Consider the following 16,763-nt stretch of genomic DNA (forward strand, 5'->3'; position numbering starts at 1 on the left):
TTAAGCAAAGAATTTCAACGTCCCGACTGCGACTATTTGTTTTAATTTTCTTAAGCCGGGCGCGAAAAGAATATTCGCTCCTACTGTCCCCGTCAATAGCCATTTGGGCGATAAATCTTATAAATAAAAATTGCCATTTTTATAGTCAAATCAGCCAGTTTCTCTAACTAATAGATTAAGCCTCTATTGTCGAGCGGTGTTTTCTGGACTCGCTCAGCGGCCGGCGGACAGCCTGGGCAGTAGCGTGGTTTTTATCCAGCCTGCAAATACCTATCAGCGGCTTCGGGTTATGCCTAGCTTCAGCATGCGTGAACGCAAGGTATTCGGATTCATATCCAGCTTGGCGGCGGCGCCTTTGGAGCCTGAGATGACCCAATCTGATTCTTCAAGCGTGCGCAGAATGTGATTGCGCTCCATCTCTTCCATGGTAGCCGGCTGGCTTGCAACAATATGGGCGCCGGCGTACGGATTGAGCAATGGGCCGATTTCCAGTATCGGCGCCTGACAGAGAATAACGGCGCGCTCGATCACGTTCTGCAATTCCCGCACGTTGCCGGGCCATGCGTAATGCTGCAACGCTTCCAGAGAGGCCGGATCGATGTCGTCGATGCGTCTGCCGAACTTCTTCGCGTATTTGGCCAGGAAAAACCGAGCCAGCAGCGGAATATCGGCCTGGCGTTCGCGCAGCGCCGGAATATTGATGGGAAACACGTTCAGGCGATAATACAGATCGGCCCGGAAGCGGCCGGCCGCGACCTCGTCGGCGAGATTGCGATTAGTCGCCGCGATGACGCGCACGTCGACCTTCAACGTCTCGCTGCCTCCTACGCGCTCAAACTCCTGTTCCTGCAGCACGCGCAACAGTTTGGCCTGGGCCGCCGCCGGCAGCTCGCCCAGCTCATCCAGCAGCAAAGTTCCGCCGTGCGCCAGCTCGAAGCGCCCCTTGCGCTGCTGGGTTGCGCCGGTAAAAGCGCCTTTCTCATGGCCGAATAGTTCGCTCTCGATCAGTTCGCTGGGCAATGCTGCGCAATTGACCTTGACCAGTATCGCGCCACTGCGATCGCTGAGGTCGTGGATGCCGCGCGCAAGCAGTTCCTTGCCGGTGCCGGTCTCGCCCAGCAGCAGCACCGGCGTGTCCGTGCGGGCCACCATGCGGGACTGCTCGAAGACGGCGCGCATGGCCTTCGAGCCGCTGACGATCTCGCCGAAGTTGTGTTCGTAATCGATCACTTCCTGCAGATAGCCTTTCTCTAGCTGGAGCCTGTCCAATTCCTGTTCGGCCAGCCTGCGGTCATTCACATCGCGCAGAATCATGGTATAGAGGCGCTGCCCGCCGGCTTCCAATGGCGAAAAAGTCGCTTCGATTGCGAATTCCTCGCCGTCGGCGCGGCGCGCACTGAGACCTTCCGGCACCCAGGTCGGCGCCTTGACAGTATGCTCGTCAAAATTGAGGAATTGCCTGAACAATGTATGGCAATGCGGTGCAATAAATCGCTTTACGGGTTGGCCGATGGCGAGGTCGGCGGCACAGCGGAAAATTCTTTGGGCGGCGGCATTGAATAACGTGATGTTGTGCTGATGGTCGATCGCCACAATGGCGTCCATAGCCGATCCCAGGATGGCTGAAAACCGGTGCTCGCTTTCTGCCAAAGCTTGCATGGTCAGCTTCTGCTCGGTCCTGTCGCGCTGGGTTTCCACGACGGCGACGATCTCTCCCCTGTCGTTGACAATAGGCCCGGCATCGATGACCAGATAAAGCTTGCGGCCGTCCGGCATCGGGCACCAATTCTCTGTTTGCAGCGTACCGGCATCCGATACCAAATTACCGGCTTTTTCGTAAAGGCTGTCCAGTTTTCCGAGCGAGTGGTCGAGCAGCAGATCGGCCAGACAGGGACGCGGCTCGGCATAAAATCCCTGCCAATGCTTGCTCGTGCCGATCATGTCCTCGGCCTTGAGCCCTGTCAGCCGCTCACAAGCCTTATTCCAGATCACGACCCGGTGCTGGGTATCCAGCACGAAGGTCGGAACAGGCATGTGTTGCAGCAAGTGCTCGGCGAAGCTGTTTTGTGGCAGTTTTTTCAGCATGAAACAAAATCACAGGAGGTTTCACAGCAAACCTAAGCCTGCTGCGGCAAAAAGGAATGGCAGTTTACATCAAGTACCGGTTATCGCTTCAATCTTTCCATTTCTTCCAACAAATCCAGTACCAGCGCGCTGCCCGGCAGATTCACGCCCAGGTCCTGTTCCAGCCTTATAGCGATCTGCAGGCGTTTCAGGGCATGCGTATCGAAACGCCAGGTATAAACAGAGGTTCCTTCGGGCTCCAGTACCCCTTCCTCGACCATTTCAATGATCTGGTCGGGACTGGCCTTGGCGAAATCGCACAATTCAACCAGCGAGAAGCGCATGCTTTCATCAAGCACAATACCGGAAATGACGACTATCTCATTTTTCATCTCATACCCCCATCGCCGCGCGCGGATTCATCGGCATCACTTTGGCCATTTTCTCATATAAGGCTTTTGCTTCATCGGTTCTGGCCGATGGCGCAACGATTTTCAATGTCACGTACTGGTCGCCGGCAGGCGTTCCGGGCAGACCGCGGCCTTTCAGGCGCAATTGCTTGCCCGCCTGCGAGCCGGGCGGAATTTTCACTTCGACGGGGCCGCCCAGCGTCGGCACCGGAACAGTGGCCCCTAAGGCCGCTTCCCACGGCGTCACCGGCAGTTCAAGATGAATATCGCGCTCCTCGGCGCGGAAATAACGGTGGGGCTTGAATTCTATTTCCAGATACAAATCGCCGTTGCGGCCGCCTCCAACCCCCGGCATGCCCTGCCCGGCCAAGCGTATGCGCTGCCCGGCCTTGATGCCTTTTGGAATTTTGACATTCAGCGTGCGCACGTTTGAAACCAGATGCCCCTGGCTGTCTGCTTGCGGCATGTTCAATGAAATCAGGCTGTCAGCGCCGCGATAGGCATCTTCCAGATCAATCTGAATCCTGGCTTGCTGATCGCTGCCCTGCATCTGCCTGTCATAGGCGCCGCCTCGCCCCCTCCTGAAACCGCCGCCAAACAGCGCCTCAAAAAAGTCACTAAACCCGCCGCCCGGCTGCGTGCCGGTAAACCCCTGGTCAACTCCGAAATCAAAGCCCCAATCAGGCGGCGGCGTAAATGGCTGCCCTTCCTGCCAGCCGCGTCCTACCTGATCATAGGCGGCCTTTTTTTTAGGATCTTTGAGCACTTCATAGGCCTCGCCCAATTCCTTGAACTTTGCCTCGGCATTGGCTTCCTTGCTGACATCGGGGTGGTATTTGCGGGCCAGTTTGCGGTAGGCGCGTTTTATCTCCTCCGGCGTCGCATCCCTGGAGAGACCCATTATTTTGTAATAATCTTTATATTCCATAAGGCTAATCGACTCTGCTTTAGCTTGAGAAACGGATAAATTAAGCACGCCATACAAATATGGCTATAATCTGAAAACAAGGCCCGAATAAGGCTAAGAACTTTATAAAGCCATGACTGTCTTTATATCACGACATTGCCTTCATTTGGAGCCTTTGTGACAGGGTAAGTTTCTCCCGCACCTGAATACGAAACATTTATAACAATTAAGAAAAATCAAGGTTTCCAAGCAAGGTTCATCCCATGAAAAATACACCGCTGGCTCCTTCACAACTTTACAAACCGTGTAACATCGAGCAGTTAAAGTTCGATTCTACCGACGAGCTTGAAGACATCGACATCATCGTCGGCCAGGAACGCGCTCTGGAGGCCATCAGGTTCGGCATCCGCATCAATAAAAGAGGCTACAACATTTTTGCGATGGCGCCTTCCGGCACCGGCAAGTTCACGACCATCAAACAACTGGTCGAACACGAAGCCCTCCATCGGCCTGTTCCTTCGGATTGGTGCTACGTCAACAATTTCAGCCAGCCGGCAAAACCCACAGCCATCCGCTTATCGCCGGGGCAAGGCAAGGTTTTCCAGCACGACATGGCGCAACTGATCGACGAATTGAGCGTCGCCATTCCAGCGGCATTCGACGGCGATGAATACCGTTCCCGCGCCGGCGAGCTCGAAAGCGAATCGCGCCAAAGGGAAATCACCGAATTGAATCAACTGCGCGAAGAAGCCGAAAACGCCCATATTCTGCTGACCGAAACAGTGACCGGTTACGGATTCGCGCCGGCCGATGAAAACGGCGTCGCGATGACGCCCGAACAGTTCAACAAGCTCGATAAAGAGCAGCAGCATAAAATCCAGGAGAGCATTTTTAATTTGCAGGAACGCCTTCAGCAGCTGCTGAAAAAATTCCCGATCTGGCGCAAGGAGACCAAGCGCAAACTCCAGGCATTGAACCGCGAAACCGCCGCCTTGGCCGTCAACCACTCCATTGATGAGTTGATCGAGAAATACGCCAAGCAACAGGACGTCATCGATTACCTGAATGAAGTCCAGAAAGACATCATCGAACACGTCCGGGATTTCGTGCCGCACAGCGAAAAAGCGCTGCCTTTTCTGGAGATGCCGCAGGAAGGGAATCCGCTGAAACGCTATCAGGTCAATCTGATCGTGGATTTCAGCAACAAGCGCGCCGCTCCCGTGATCTACGAAGACCTGCCCAATTACAGCAACCTGATCGGCCATACCGACCATCAGGCTCACATGGGCTCATTGATTACCGATTTCACGATGATCAAGCCTGGCGCATTGCATCAAGCCAACGGCGGCTATCTGATCATCGATGCCCGGAAAATCCTGTTTCAGCCTTATGCCTGGGAAAGCCTTAAAAGAACGCTGCAGGCGGGTGAAATCCGCATCGAACCGCTGGAGCGGACGCTCAGCCTGATCACGACCTCGCCATTGGAGCCGCAGCCCATCCCGCTCGTTGATTTAAAGATCATCCTGTTCGGTGATCCGCTGCTTTATTATCTGTTAAGCGTCTATGACCCTGAATTTCCCGACTTCTTTAAGGTCGCCGCCGATTTCGATACATCCGCCAACCGTGAAAGCAGCACACATGAATATGCCCGCCTGCTGGCCACGATCGCCCGGCGCGAAAAATTGCGCCCGTTGAGCCAGCAGGCCGTCGCCAGAGTCATCGAGCACAGCTCGCGCATGGCCGGCGACGCCGAGAAACTGTTGACGCACCTGCGCAGCATCAAGGATTTGCTGACCGAATCCGACCATTGGGCCGAAGAAAACGGCCATACCCTGATCGCCAACAGCGATGTCCAGCAAGCCATCGACCATAAGATTCACCGGCTGGACATGATCCGGGAAAAGCTCTACGAAAACATCGAACGCGGCACCGTACTGATTGATACCGAAGGCAAAGTGACAGGTCAGATCAACGGCCTGTCTGTGCTGCAACTGGGCGAATTTACATTCGGCCAGCCGTCGCGCATCACGGCGACGACGCGCCTGGGCAGCGGCAAAGTGGTCGATATCGAACGCGAAACCCAACTGGGCGGCGCCATACATTCCAAGGGCGTACTGATCCTGTCGAGCTTCATCGCCTCGCGCTATGCGAGAAACAGCCCATTCTCGCTGTCCGCCAGCCTGGTGTTCGAGCAGTCCTACGGCCATATCGAGGGCGACAGCGCCTCGCTGGCCGAACTTTGCGTCATCTTATCCTCGCTGGCCCAGGTGCCTTTACGGCAGGATCTGGCGATTACCGGATCAGTCAATCAGCTGGGCCATGTCCAGCCGATAGGCGGCGTCAATGAAAAAATCGAAGGCTTTTTCGATATCTGCTTAAAAAAGGGCCTGACCGGCACGCAGGGTGTGATCATCCCGGCCGCCAATGTCAAATACCTGATGCTGCGCTGGGACGTCGTGCACGCGGCCCAGTCCGGCCAGTTCAATATCTACGCCGTCACGACCGTGGATGAGGCGCTTGAACTGCTGACCGGAATGGAAGCCGGCGCTGCCGACGCACAGGGCAAGTATCCGCCGGCATCGTTTAACGGCAAGGTTGAAGCCCAGCTGCTGCAATTTACGGCAATCAGCAAGGAATTCCGGCTTAAGGCCGAACAACAGGAAACACCCAAAAACAGCGAAGGTTAACCTGTGCAGCTGTAGGGGCGAATTTATTCGCCCAGAGCGACTGAAGTCGCCCCACAGCCCTATATTGCCACTTTTCGGATTTGCCATTTCAGGGAGCCCACAACGATGACCGTCCCCAAATATTTCCGCCCCGACATGGAACGAAGACTCGATGGACTGGACGAATTGGCCCGGGATTGCAGTTATTCCTGGGCCCATGGCGCCGACGAGATATGGCGCGAGCTGGATGCCGAATTCTGGGAGCAGACCCGAAATCCCTGGCTGGTGCTGCAAACGGTTTCACGCGCCCGCCTGGAAGACCTGTCCAAAAATGAAGCCTTCTGTGAAAAACTGCGGGTTATCGTTTCAGCCCACCGCCAGGCCTTGTCGGAACAACGCTGGTTTCAAGCGAAACAGCAGCAGGACATCGCCCTGCAGAAAATCGCTTATTTCAGCATGGAGTTCGGCCTCAGCGAAGCCCTGCCTATTTATTCGGGCGGGCTCGGCCTGCTCGCCGGCGATCATTTAAAGGCCGCCAATGATCTGGGGCTGCCGCTGGTGGGCGTCGGCCTGCTCTATCAAAAAGGCTATTTCCGCCAGGCTTTCGATGCCGACGGCAATCAGATTGCCCTGTACCCGGCCAGCGAAACCAGCGACATGCCGATCTCGCCAGTCCGCATCAACCGTGGCGAATGGCTGCGCATACAACTGGTGACGCCGTCCCGCTTATGGGTGCGGGTATGGCAGGCGCAAATCGGCCGCATCAAGCTGTATCTGCTCGACACCAACGACCCGGCCAATCATCCGGTGGACCGCTGCATTACCGCCGAACTGTACGGCGGCGGATCGGAATACCGGCTGTCCCAGGAAATCCTGCTCGGCATCGGCGGCTGGCAGGTACTGCAGGCGTTGGGCATAACCCCTGATGTCTGCCATCTGAACGAAGGCCATGCCGCCCTGCTGGTTCTCGAGCGGGCGCGCCACTTTATGCGGGCACATAACGTCGATTTCGCAACGGCTTTGACTGTAACACGCGCTGGCAATCTGTTTACCACCCATACTTCGGTGGAAGCGGGTTTCGATCGCTTCAGCCCGGATCTGATCAAGAACAGCCTGGGCCTTTATGCCAGAGAACTGAATCTTGATCTCGGCGGACTGCTGGCTTTGGGCAGAATTCCCGGCAACAACGATGTGGCTGCGCCTTTCAATATGGCTTATCTGGCGATACGCGGCAGTGCCGCCGTCAATGGCGTCAGCCGTTTGCACGCCGAAGTCAGCCGGGATATTTTCAATCCCCTCTTTCCGGGCTGGCCGAGATACGAAGTGCCGATTACGCATGTCACGAATGGCGTCCATGTCCCGGCCTGGGATTCCATGGAAGCCGACGAACTATGGACCAACTTGTGCGGCAAGAGCCGCTGGTTTTGCGAGCCGGAACATCTGGCCAAACAATTCCATCGTGTCGGAGACCAGGCCCTGTGGCATTTGCGCGCCCGGAACCGGTCCCGGCTGGTGCAGTTCGTCAGGGATGAATACAGCCGGGAGCTGAACGTGCACAGCAATTTGTCGGACAGCGAAGTGGAAGACCTGGCGCTGCGCCTTTTCGACCCGAACGTGCTGACCATCGGCTTTGCCCGCCGCTTCGCCACTTATAAAAGGCCCAACCTGCTGCTGACCAACCCTGACCGGCTGGCGCGCCTGTTGACCGATCCTCACAGGCCAATGCAATTGGTCATTTCCGGCAAGGCGCATCCGGCGGATTTGCCGGGCCAGCGTTTAATCAAGGACTGGAACCAGTTCATGCGGCGCCCGGAAATCCGCAATCATGCCATTTTCCTGAGCGATTACGACATGATCACGGCCGAGTATCTCGTGCAAGGCGTCGATCTGTGGATCAACACGCCAAGGCGTCCCTGGGAAGCCTGCGGCACCAGCGGCATGAAAATCCTGGTCAACGGCGGCCTGAACCTGTCCGAGCTGGACGGCTGGTGGGCCGAAGCCTATCGGCCTGAAGTCGGCTGGGCGCTGGACGGGCACGAGGGCGAGCATACCGATGCCGATCAGGCCGATAGGCTATACCAATTGCTGGAACAGGAAATCGTGCCGGCCTTCTATGAACGCAACGGCAACGGCATTCCGGAACGCTGGCTAAGCAAGATGCGCGAAAGCATGACGACCTTGACGCCCTTTTATTCGGCTAACCGCATGGTGCGGGAATATACCGACCGTTTCTATTTGCCCCTGGCCGAGAAATATCAGCGCCGCACCGTGAATGGCGCGCAGGCGGGCCGGTCCCTGAGCCGCTGGCTGTCGCGCCTGAACGATCTGTGGCCTAAGATTCATATCGCGCGCGTCAATATCGAGAACCGCGAAGCCGTGTATTTTTTCAGCTTGCAGATTTACCTGGGCGACTTGACGGCGCAGGATGTCAGAGTGGAGCTGTTTGCAGAACCGATTGAAGGCGATAGGGATAACATTCATGAAATGCACATCGACCATGCCCTGCCCGGCGCCGTCAACGGTTTTGTTTATACTATCAGCATTCCGGCAAAGCGGCCGATTTCGGATTACACGCCCAGAATCATACCCAGCCATCCTGATGCCGGCATACCTGCCGAAGCCCAAGCTATTTTATGGGTAAAATAAGAACAGGTACTGCGCACCGGCGGAAACGGATACGGGCCATTTAATGTGAACGTTTTATCGCAACCATTTTATATAGGAGAAATATGAACATAGTCCTGGCATATGGCATTCTTGGATTCAACACCGTGCCTTTTACGGATATCGAATACTTCAACAACATCCAGAAACATCTCGAAGACAGATTCCGGGCTCGGGTATTGGTCGCTGAAGTTGCCCCGGTAGCCGGTATTGAGGTGCGCGGCAACCAACTGAAGCGTAAAATTCTTGATGATCTGGAGCAAACCGTCAAACCGTCCGTCCTGGACCCGGACAAGAAAGTGCATATCATCGCCCATAGCATGGGCGGACTGGACAGCCGCTATATACTGTCTCCGGCTAACTCCGACAATATTGCCGGCCGGGTCAGCTCGCTGACCACTATCGGCACGCCGCATCAGGGCTCGCCGCTGGCCGATCTTTTCGAGTCATTCGTGGACGGCGAATCCGATATGCCGCTGCTGGGAGCCATAGAAGGCGTCATTCGCGGCATAGTCAGTAAATTTCTTTGGTTTGATGCCGTATATGACTTGACTACGGAATCCACGCGTAAATTCAACGATATCTATATTGATAATCCGCAGGTTGACTATTTCTGCATCGCCGGCGAAGGGCGCCATGGCGACGAGTCATCGAAGACCTGCAAGCTGCTGCTTCCGGCGCATCGATACATCAAAAGAATGACGGACGAGGAAAACGACGGCACGGTGCCGGTTTCTTCCGCCCTGCGCGACGGCTGGGAAGCCATTTCTCCGCCCTGGCCGGCCGATCATTTCGATGAAGTCGGGCATGATCTGGATAAGGGCGTGAACAGCACGCCTGATCACTTCGATTACCTGCGCAAGTACGAGGAAATTGTCGAGCGTCTGCAAAGCTACCAAGCCTGACCGAGCTGAAACGGTACGCGGTGCCTACCCTACCGTAACCAGTGTAGGCTAGGTTGAAGCTTTAGCGGAAGCCCAGCATGGGCGATTTCGAAATACTGGGTTTAACAGCCTGGCTCACCCCGCTGCCCTGCAAAAACCAGGGCGAAATCCACTGTAGGGTACGCATCGCGTACCTATTCAGGGCTTTTCGGCACACCGCAAGTTCGGGAAGATACGCGATGCGTACCCTACAGAGCTACAACTTTATCTCATAAATCACCGCCGCATCGCCGGCGGAGAACTGTAACTGTCCAGTACGGCAATGTAATTGGTGCGTTCGAACGATTCGGAATCGGCACAGAACTGCTGGCTCAAACGGCCTTTCATGTCATTGACCGAAGCGTACTCATGCTGCTCCATCCAGGCCATCAGACCGGCTTTGATGCGCGTCAGCTGTTCCGGCCCATGCAGCAGCAGCGTGGCGCACAGGTGCGTGACGTCGGCGCCGGCCAGCAGCAGCTTGATGACGTCAGCGGCAGTGTGCACGCCGCCGGTCGCGGCCATCGACAATTTGACCCGGCCGTAAAGAATGGCGATCCAGCGCATAGCCAGCAGCGCGTCCGCGGAGGTGGAAAGATGCAGTTGCGGGATGATTTGCAGAGTGTCGATATCCATGTCGGGCTGGTAAAAACGGTTGAACAACGCTACGGCATCGGCGCCTTCATTTTCCAGCTCCCTGATGAAACGAGGCAAAGCGCTGAAATAAGGCGACAGCTTCATCGCAATCGGAACATGCACCTTATGGCGCAACATCCGCAACAATTCCAGATAGCGGTTTTCCACGTCCATATTGGTTTCATAGGGATCGGTGTCCAGATAATAGACATTCAGCTCCAGCGCATCGGCGCCGGCCTCTTCGAGCAATCTGCCGTTTTCCACCCAGCCATTCAGGGAAATGCCGTTAAGGCTGGCGATGATCGGGATGTTCAGCGCGTTTTTCAAGTCCGCGAGATGCTCCAGATACTGATCCAGTCCCGGTTGAAAACAGCTGTCGAAAGGCAGAAAACTCTCGGCTTCGGGATGCCCTATGGTCTGATGAATCAGAAAGCGCGCCGTCATTTTTTCTTCGTTGCGCAGTTCTTCCTCAAACAGCGAATACATGACCAAAGCCGAAGCGCCGGCGTCTTCCAGACGGCGCGCCGAATCGAGGCTGCGCGATAGCGGCGATGATGAAGGCACCAGCGGATTGTCCAGTTTAAGACCCATGTAGTTTGTGCTCAGATCTATGCTGCTCATGGTCGATCTACTCCTGTTCGTTTTTATTTTGTCTGCCGGACGGCTGCTCGGCCTGCAGCCGGTAATGCCGATAGCGGTCGTTCACATCGCGCTGCGCCTGCTGCAGGAGCTGTTCCGAGCGCTCGGCATGCGTGCGGCTGAGGATGCTGAAACGGGCCTCGGTCATGGCGAAATCCCGGTAAGGAATGGAAGGCTTCTGGCTGTCCAGGACCAACGGATTCTGCCCCTGCGCCGTCCGCCTCGGGTCGAAGCGCAGCAAAGGCCAGTGCCCGCTGCGCACGGCCAGATCCTGTTGGCGCAGGTCGTTGGACATGTCGACGCCATGCGCAATGCAAGGGCTGTAGGCAATAATCAGCGAGGTGCCCGGATAGGATTCGGCTTCCAGAAACGCATGCAGGGTCTGGATGTCCTTGGCGCCAAAAGCGACCTGGGCCACATAGACCTGTTCGTAATCCATCGCCAGACGCGCCAGATCCTTTTTGGGCGTGGTCTTGCCAGCCGCCGAAAACTTGGCGACGGCGCCCCGCGGCGTGGCCTTGGAGGTCTGGCCGCCGGTATTCGAATACACCTCCGTATCGAGCAGCAAAATATTCACATCGCGGCCGGAAGCCAGCACATGATCCAGGCCGCCGAAGCCGATATCATAGCCCCAGCCGTCGCCGCCGATGATCCAGACGCTGCGCCTGACGAGATTTTCCGACACTTCCAGCAGCCGGCCTGCGGCATCGGCAGCGATGCCTTGCAATCGTTGGTTCAGCTCGGCGACGCGCTGGCGCTGGTCATAGATGCCGGCCTCGTCGCTTTGGTCGGCATCGAGAATCGCATCGGCCAGTTCCGGGCCGACCGGATCACGCAGGCTTTGCAGCAGCTCGCGCGCGTATTGAAACTGCTGATCTATCGCGACGCGCATGCCCAGGCCGAATTCGGCATTGTCCTCGAACAAGGAATTGGACCAGGCGGGACCGCGCCCTTCGGCGTTTTTGGTCCATGGCGTGGCCGGCAGATTGCCGCCATAGATGGACGAACAGCCGGTCGCATTGGCGATCACCATGCGGTCGCCGAACAGCTGACTGACCAGCCGCAGATACGGCGTCTCGCCGCAGCCCGGGCAGGCGCTTGGAAACTCGAACAAGGGTTGTAGATGCATGGCTTCCGGCAGTTTGTTATGGTGCAGCAGGCGGCGGTCCGGCGCCGGTATTTGCAGAAAGAAATTCCAGTTTTCGCGCTCCTGAGCACGCAGCGGCGGCTGCGGATGCATATTGACGGCTTTACGCTCGGGATTGTCGCGGTCGCGGATCGGGCAAACCTGCACGCACAGGGTGCAGCCGGTGCAGTCTTCGGGCGCAACCTGATAACTGGTCAAAAGATCGCTGCCTAAGGCCTTGCTTTTGACCGGCACGGATTTGAATGTCGGCGGTGCATTTTTAATGCTGTCGGCGGTAAACAGTTTGCTGCGGATCACGCTGTGCGGACAGACAAACACACACTTGCCGCACTGAATGCAGATATCGGGCTCCCAGACCGGAATCTCCAGGGCGAGATTGCGCTTTTCGAACGCGGAAGTGCCGGTTTTAAAGGTGCCGTCTGGCTCAAAGCGGCTGACCGGCAGAAAATCGCCGTGCCCGGCAATCATCTCGGCGGTCAGGCGTTGCACATAATCAGGCGCGTCGGCGGCCACGGCAGGCGGCATTTCGATCGCGCTGCTCGCCTGCTCAGGCACGGTGATCTGATGCAATTGGGCAAGCGCCGAGTCGATGGCCTCAAGATTGGCCTGCAGTATGCGTTTTCCAGCCTTGGCGTAGGTTTTCTGCCCGGCCGCCCTGATCGCATCCAGCGCCTCGTCCAGCGGAATAATAGGGCTCAGAGCGAAGAAACAGGTCTGCATGACCGTATTGATGTGCCGGCCCAGGCCGCAGTTCCTGGCGATGGCATAGGCATCGATCGCGTAAAAGGCGATGTTTTTTTCGATGATGGCCTCCTGAAAAGAGCGCGGCAGACTGTCCCAGACCTGATCGGCGCCAACAGAGGTATTCAGCAGAAACACCGCGCCCGGAGCCGCTTTGTCGAGCATCGGGTAGCGCTCCAGAAACACCGATTGATGACAGGCGACAAAGCTGGCTTCGTTATCGCCGATCAGATAACTGGAACGGATTTTCTCCGGGCCGAAACGCAGGTGAGAAACCGTGACGGCACCCGCTTTTCGGGAGTCATAGACAAAATAGCCCTGGACATTGAGCTGCGACTTGTCGCCGATGATCTTGATGGAATTCTTGTTGGCGCTGACCGTACCGTCGCTGCCCAATCCGTAGAAAACGGCACTGACCGTGGCTTTAGCGGCATCGGTCCTAAATGACGGGTCCCAGTTCAGATGGGTCTGCGTCACATCATCGATAATGCCGACCGTGAACGGGTTCTTGGGCCGTTCTTTGGAAAGTTCATCGAAGATGCCTTTGACCATGGCCGGCGTAAATTCTTTCGAGGACAGGCCGTAACGGCCGCCGACAATTTTGGGCAACCGGGCAAACTTGGGATTGTCGCCCAGATAATTCTGTGTGACAGCGGTCAAAACATCTTTGTATAAAGGCTCGCCATCGGCGCCCGCTTCCTTAGTCCTATCCAGAACCGCCAGGCTGCGCAGCGTGACCGGCAAGGCGTCAACCAGCGCATCGGCTGCAAACGGACGGAACAGGCGGACTTTCAGCACGCCGACTTTTTCCCCATGCGAGCTCAAATGACAAACGGTTTCCTCGGCGGTTTCGGCGCCGGAACCCATCAGTACGATGACCCATTCGGCATCTTCAGCACCGACATAGTCAAACAGATGGTACTGGCGTCCGGCCAATCCGGCGAAACGGTCCATCGCCGCCTGCACAATGCCGGGCATGGCTTGATAATATGGATTGACGCTTTCCCGCGCCTGAAAAAACACATCGGGATTCTGGGCGCTGCCGCGCAGGACCGGATGGTCCGGCGACAAGGCGCGCCGGCGGTGCTGATGTATCAACTCGTCGTCGAGCATGGCGCGAACAGTCGTTTCGTCAACAGGATCGATCGTGGCGATCTCGTGCGAGGTTCTGAAGCCGTCGAAGAAGTGCACGATGGGAATGCGCGCGGCCAGCGTTGCCGCCTGCGCAATCAGGGCAAAGTCCATGACTTCCTGCACCGAGTTGGCCGACAAGAACGCAAAGCCCGTTGCCCGGGCCGCCATCACATCGCTATGATCTCCGAAGATCGACAAGGCGTGCGTCGCCAGTGTGCGGGCCGCGATATGAAAGACGGTTGACGTCAGTTCGCCGGCAATCTTGTACATGTTCGGAATCATCAGCAGCAATCCCTGCGAGGCCGTAAAAGTCGTGGTCAACGCGCCATTTTGCAAGGCGCCATGCACGGCGCCGGCCGCACCGCCTTCACTCTGCATTTCTATCACCTGCGGCTGCGCGCCCCAGATATTCTTGTGGCCTTCCGAAGCCCAAGTGTCTGCCCACTCCCCCATAGGCGAGGCCGGCGTAATCGGATAGATAGCGATGACTTCATTGGTCAGGTAGGCGATCTGCGCGGCCGCTTCGTTGCCGTCGATCGTGATAGTGGTTGCTGTTGACATCAATCGTCCCCGTAAAATAACAACTTTCAGAGCCTCGTGTTCTATCGCAATTATTCGATATGAGCTGCATTAGTTCCTCTGTGACAATCGGCACGTCAAAATATTCGCCTTTTTCCGGAACAGCCTCGCAATCATCAGTTATTTGCATTAAACCGCATCTTAAACTCTTGAAGAATGAACAGAATTTGGGATCCTCTGTCTTAATCTCAAAGACAAGCTGATTTTCTCCGAAGCATGTCCCTTGATTTATCAATCAAACAAAAACAGAGGTGTGTTATGGCATTAAAAGAAGACTTTGGAAACCTGCTCGAATCCCTAAAAACCGAGCGTGATGAAATCAAACTGAAACTGCATCTTGGTTCCATGGAAGCCAGAGAGGAATTTGAGAGTGTCGAAAAAAGCTGGAACGCTTTTGCCCAAAAAGCGGGCGACATCGCTGATGATACAGTGGAAACTTCGGAAGAGTTTATCGAAAAAGCCAAAATAGTCGGCGAAGAATTGAAAGCAACCTATGACCGGATCAGAGCGAGATTGTCTAAATGATTATCGGCTTTGCATCAAGATACAAGATATTGGACCGCTCCCTGCATCATGTAGAAAAGTGCTTTCAACTGTATAAAAAAACGCCCCACACCTTATCTTAAGGCATGGGGCGTTCCATTATCTTAGTCTAAACGGAGTAGTTTAGATTATAAAGATACTGATAAAGCAGTGCCAACAGTGAGAGACGCGCCTGCTTGCAGATTTACAGCTGGCAACAAGGCATCAACTGTTCCGACTACTGATCCCAGAACGCCATTTACCAGAGTAAGAGTGCTGCCCAGCAGAGAATCCAAACCTAAGAGTGCACCAGCTGAAACATTGTCCATCTGAGCATCAGTCAAAGCTACAGGCTCAGCAGAAGCCAAACCAGTCGCAGTTAAAAGAACGCCTGCTGCCAAAACTTTCATCATTTTATTTTTCATAACAATAATCTCTACTTTAGTATTATTAATATTATTAACACATAACCCACTCCGAACCTATCAGAATGGGGTATTTACCGTAGTGTTTTAATTTTCCAAAACACTGGGCAAATTCCTTACACACCCAAAAATTGAACCGTACAGCTACACCATAAAAAAGGACTGGTTAGTAAAACATTGTTCAGCGTCGAATTATTTTTGCGATACGCTTCACATTTTTACAATTTTTGGACATAAATTTCCGCATATTTTTGTATTATTATCAGCCTATCCTGAACCTATCGGGATGGGAGGCGTTTACCGTAGTGTTTTAATTTTGCCAAAACACTTGGCTAATTCCTTACATGCCCAAGAAATTGAGTCGCCAACCACACTGGAAGAAACGGCTGAATAATAAAGCATTATTCTGTACTGAATATTCTGTGATCAACTTCTCATTTTCTTAATTACTGGGCATGCGTTTTACAAAACTTTAGTATTATTAGCATAACCCATCCTGAACCTATCGGGATGGGATTTTTTCTACCGTAGTGCTTCAAATTACCTTCCAAACACTTGGCAATCTCCATGCATACCCTGGAAATTGAATCACAAGATCCCTCCAAAAAAATGACTGAATTGAAAAGCATCATCCAGTATTAATTTTGTGACCGACTTCTCATTTCTCAAATCCCCGGACATTAAACCCCACATATCTTTTGTGTGATTTAATTTAATTCAATTTAATTTAATTTAGCAAGATTTAATTTAATATTTGTTAATATATTTTTGCGAAAGCGATACGGAATCAGGCTCAGCACCGGTATATAACCCTGTTTTTGTTACGCATTATTGCAAAAACTGCCTCTAAAGTATTAGTAGGATAATTTCCTTTTTAATCGCGGTGAGCATATAACATCAGGAAGTGAAAGAGGTCTCCATCATTCTATTGCAGGGCATATACAATATTAAAAAAGTATTTTCTACTAAAAAAATATTGAGAACGCCCTATGCCTTTCTGAAAGTATAGGGCGCTCCTACCATAATCTAAACGGAATCGCTTGGATTATAAGGAAACTTGTAAACCAAGCCCTAGACTGACAGATGTAGCTAATTGCAGGTCTACAGCCGGCAACAAGGCATCAACTGCTCCGACGACTGATCCCAGAAGACCGTCTACCAGGGTAAGAGTGCTACCCACCAACGCATCCAGCCCCAAAAGAGCACCAGCTGAAACATTGTCCATCTGAGCATCAGTCAAAGTCACAGGCTCGGCAGAAGCCAAACCTGTTGCAGTTAAAAGAACACCCGCCGCCAATGTTTTCAT

The 16,763-nt window shown here is 54.4% G+C and carries 11 protein-coding genes; 4 read left to right on the forward strand and 7 right to left on the reverse strand.

Translation table 11 applies throughout. The features are described from left to right. Nucleotides 1–273 precede the first annotated feature (273 nt). The 3 genes from V2P20_RS11080 to V2P20_RS11090 form a co-directional block, all read right to left on the reverse strand. The gene (locus tag V2P20_RS11080) at nt 274–2,085 is read right to left on the reverse strand and encodes a sigma 54-interacting transcriptional regulator (RefSeq protein WP_331818275.1); all 1,812 of its coding nucleotides are present in this window, start codon (nt 2,083–2,085) and stop codon (nt 274–276) included. An 80-nt stretch (nt 2,086–2,165) separates the two neighbouring features. Beyond that, the gene (locus V2P20_RS11085) at nt 2,166–2,456 is read right to left on the reverse strand and encodes a chaperone modulator CbpM (RefSeq protein ID WP_331818277.1); all 291 of its coding nucleotides are present in this window, start codon (nt 2,454–2,456) and stop codon (nt 2,166–2,168) included. 1 nt (nt 2,457) lies between these two features. After that, on the reverse strand, nt 2,458–3,402 hold the full coding sequence (locus V2P20_RS11090; RefSeq protein ID WP_331818279.1) for a DnaJ C-terminal domain-containing protein: 945 nt from the start codon (nt 3,400–3,402) through the stop codon (nt 2,458–2,460). A gap of 242 nt (nt 3,403–3,644) precedes the next feature. On the opposite strand from V2P20_RS11090, the gene V2P20_RS11095 reads away from it, so the two are divergent. From V2P20_RS11095 to V2P20_RS11105, 3 genes are all read left to right on the forward strand, one after another. After that, nucleotides 3,645–6,068, forward strand: a complete 2,424-nt coding sequence (locus V2P20_RS11095; protein WP_331818281.1) for an AAA family ATPase — start codon at nt 3,645–3,647, stop codon at nt 6,066–6,068. Between the two features lie 105 nt (nt 6,069–6,173). Beyond that, a complete protein-coding gene (gene glgP, locus V2P20_RS11100) occupies nt 6,174–8,693 on the forward strand; it encodes an alpha-glucan family phosphorylase (RefSeq protein ID WP_331818283.1) in 2,520 nt (839 codons plus the stop codon). An 83-nt stretch (nt 8,694–8,776) separates the two neighbouring features. After that, complete coding sequence (locus V2P20_RS11105) at nt 8,777–9,616, forward strand: hypothetical protein (RefSeq protein ID WP_331818285.1); 840 nt, start codon at nt 8,777–8,779, stop codon at nt 9,614–9,616. Between the two features lie 255 nt (nt 9,617–9,871). Here the strand turns inward: V2P20_RS11105 and V2P20_RS11110 are convergent, their stop codons facing one another. Then, the gene (locus V2P20_RS11110) at nt 9,872–10,891 is read right to left on the reverse strand and encodes a dihydroorotate dehydrogenase-like protein (protein ID WP_331818287.1); all 1,020 of its coding nucleotides are present in this window, start codon (nt 10,889–10,891) and stop codon (nt 9,872–9,874) included. Nucleotides 10,892–10,898: 7 nt separating this feature from the next. After that, nucleotides 10,899–14,492, reverse strand: coding sequence for a pyruvate:ferredoxin (flavodoxin) oxidoreductase (gene nifJ / locus V2P20_RS11115; protein ID WP_331818289.1), 3,594 nt, complete (start codon nt 14,490–14,492; stop codon nt 10,899–10,901). A 276-nt stretch (nt 14,493–14,768) separates the two neighbouring features. On the opposite strand from nifJ, the gene V2P20_RS11120 reads away from it, so the two are divergent. After that, the gene (locus tag V2P20_RS11120; protein WP_331818291.1) at nt 14,769–15,035 is read left to right on the forward strand and encodes a hypothetical protein; all 267 of its coding nucleotides are present in this window, start codon (nt 14,769–14,771) and stop codon (nt 15,033–15,035) included. A 146-nt stretch (nt 15,036–15,181) separates the two neighbouring features. Here V2P20_RS11120 and V2P20_RS11125 read toward each other — a convergent pair whose 3' ends face one another. Both V2P20_RS11125 and V2P20_RS11130 read right to left on the reverse strand, forming a co-directional pair. Beyond that, complete coding sequence (locus tag V2P20_RS11125) at nt 15,182–15,457, reverse strand: hypothetical protein (protein ID WP_331818292.1); 276 nt, start codon at nt 15,455–15,457, stop codon at nt 15,182–15,184. 1,045 nt (nt 15,458–16,502) lie between these two features. After that, nucleotides 16,503–16,763: hypothetical protein (locus tag V2P20_RS11130; protein WP_331818294.1), on the reverse strand; the 261-nt coding region annotated here is incomplete at its 5' end.

It is taken from the genome of Methylobacter sp. Wu1, from assembly GCF_036553575.1.
GTDB lineage: Bacteria > Pseudomonadota > Gammaproteobacteria > Methylococcales > Methylomonadaceae > Methylobacter.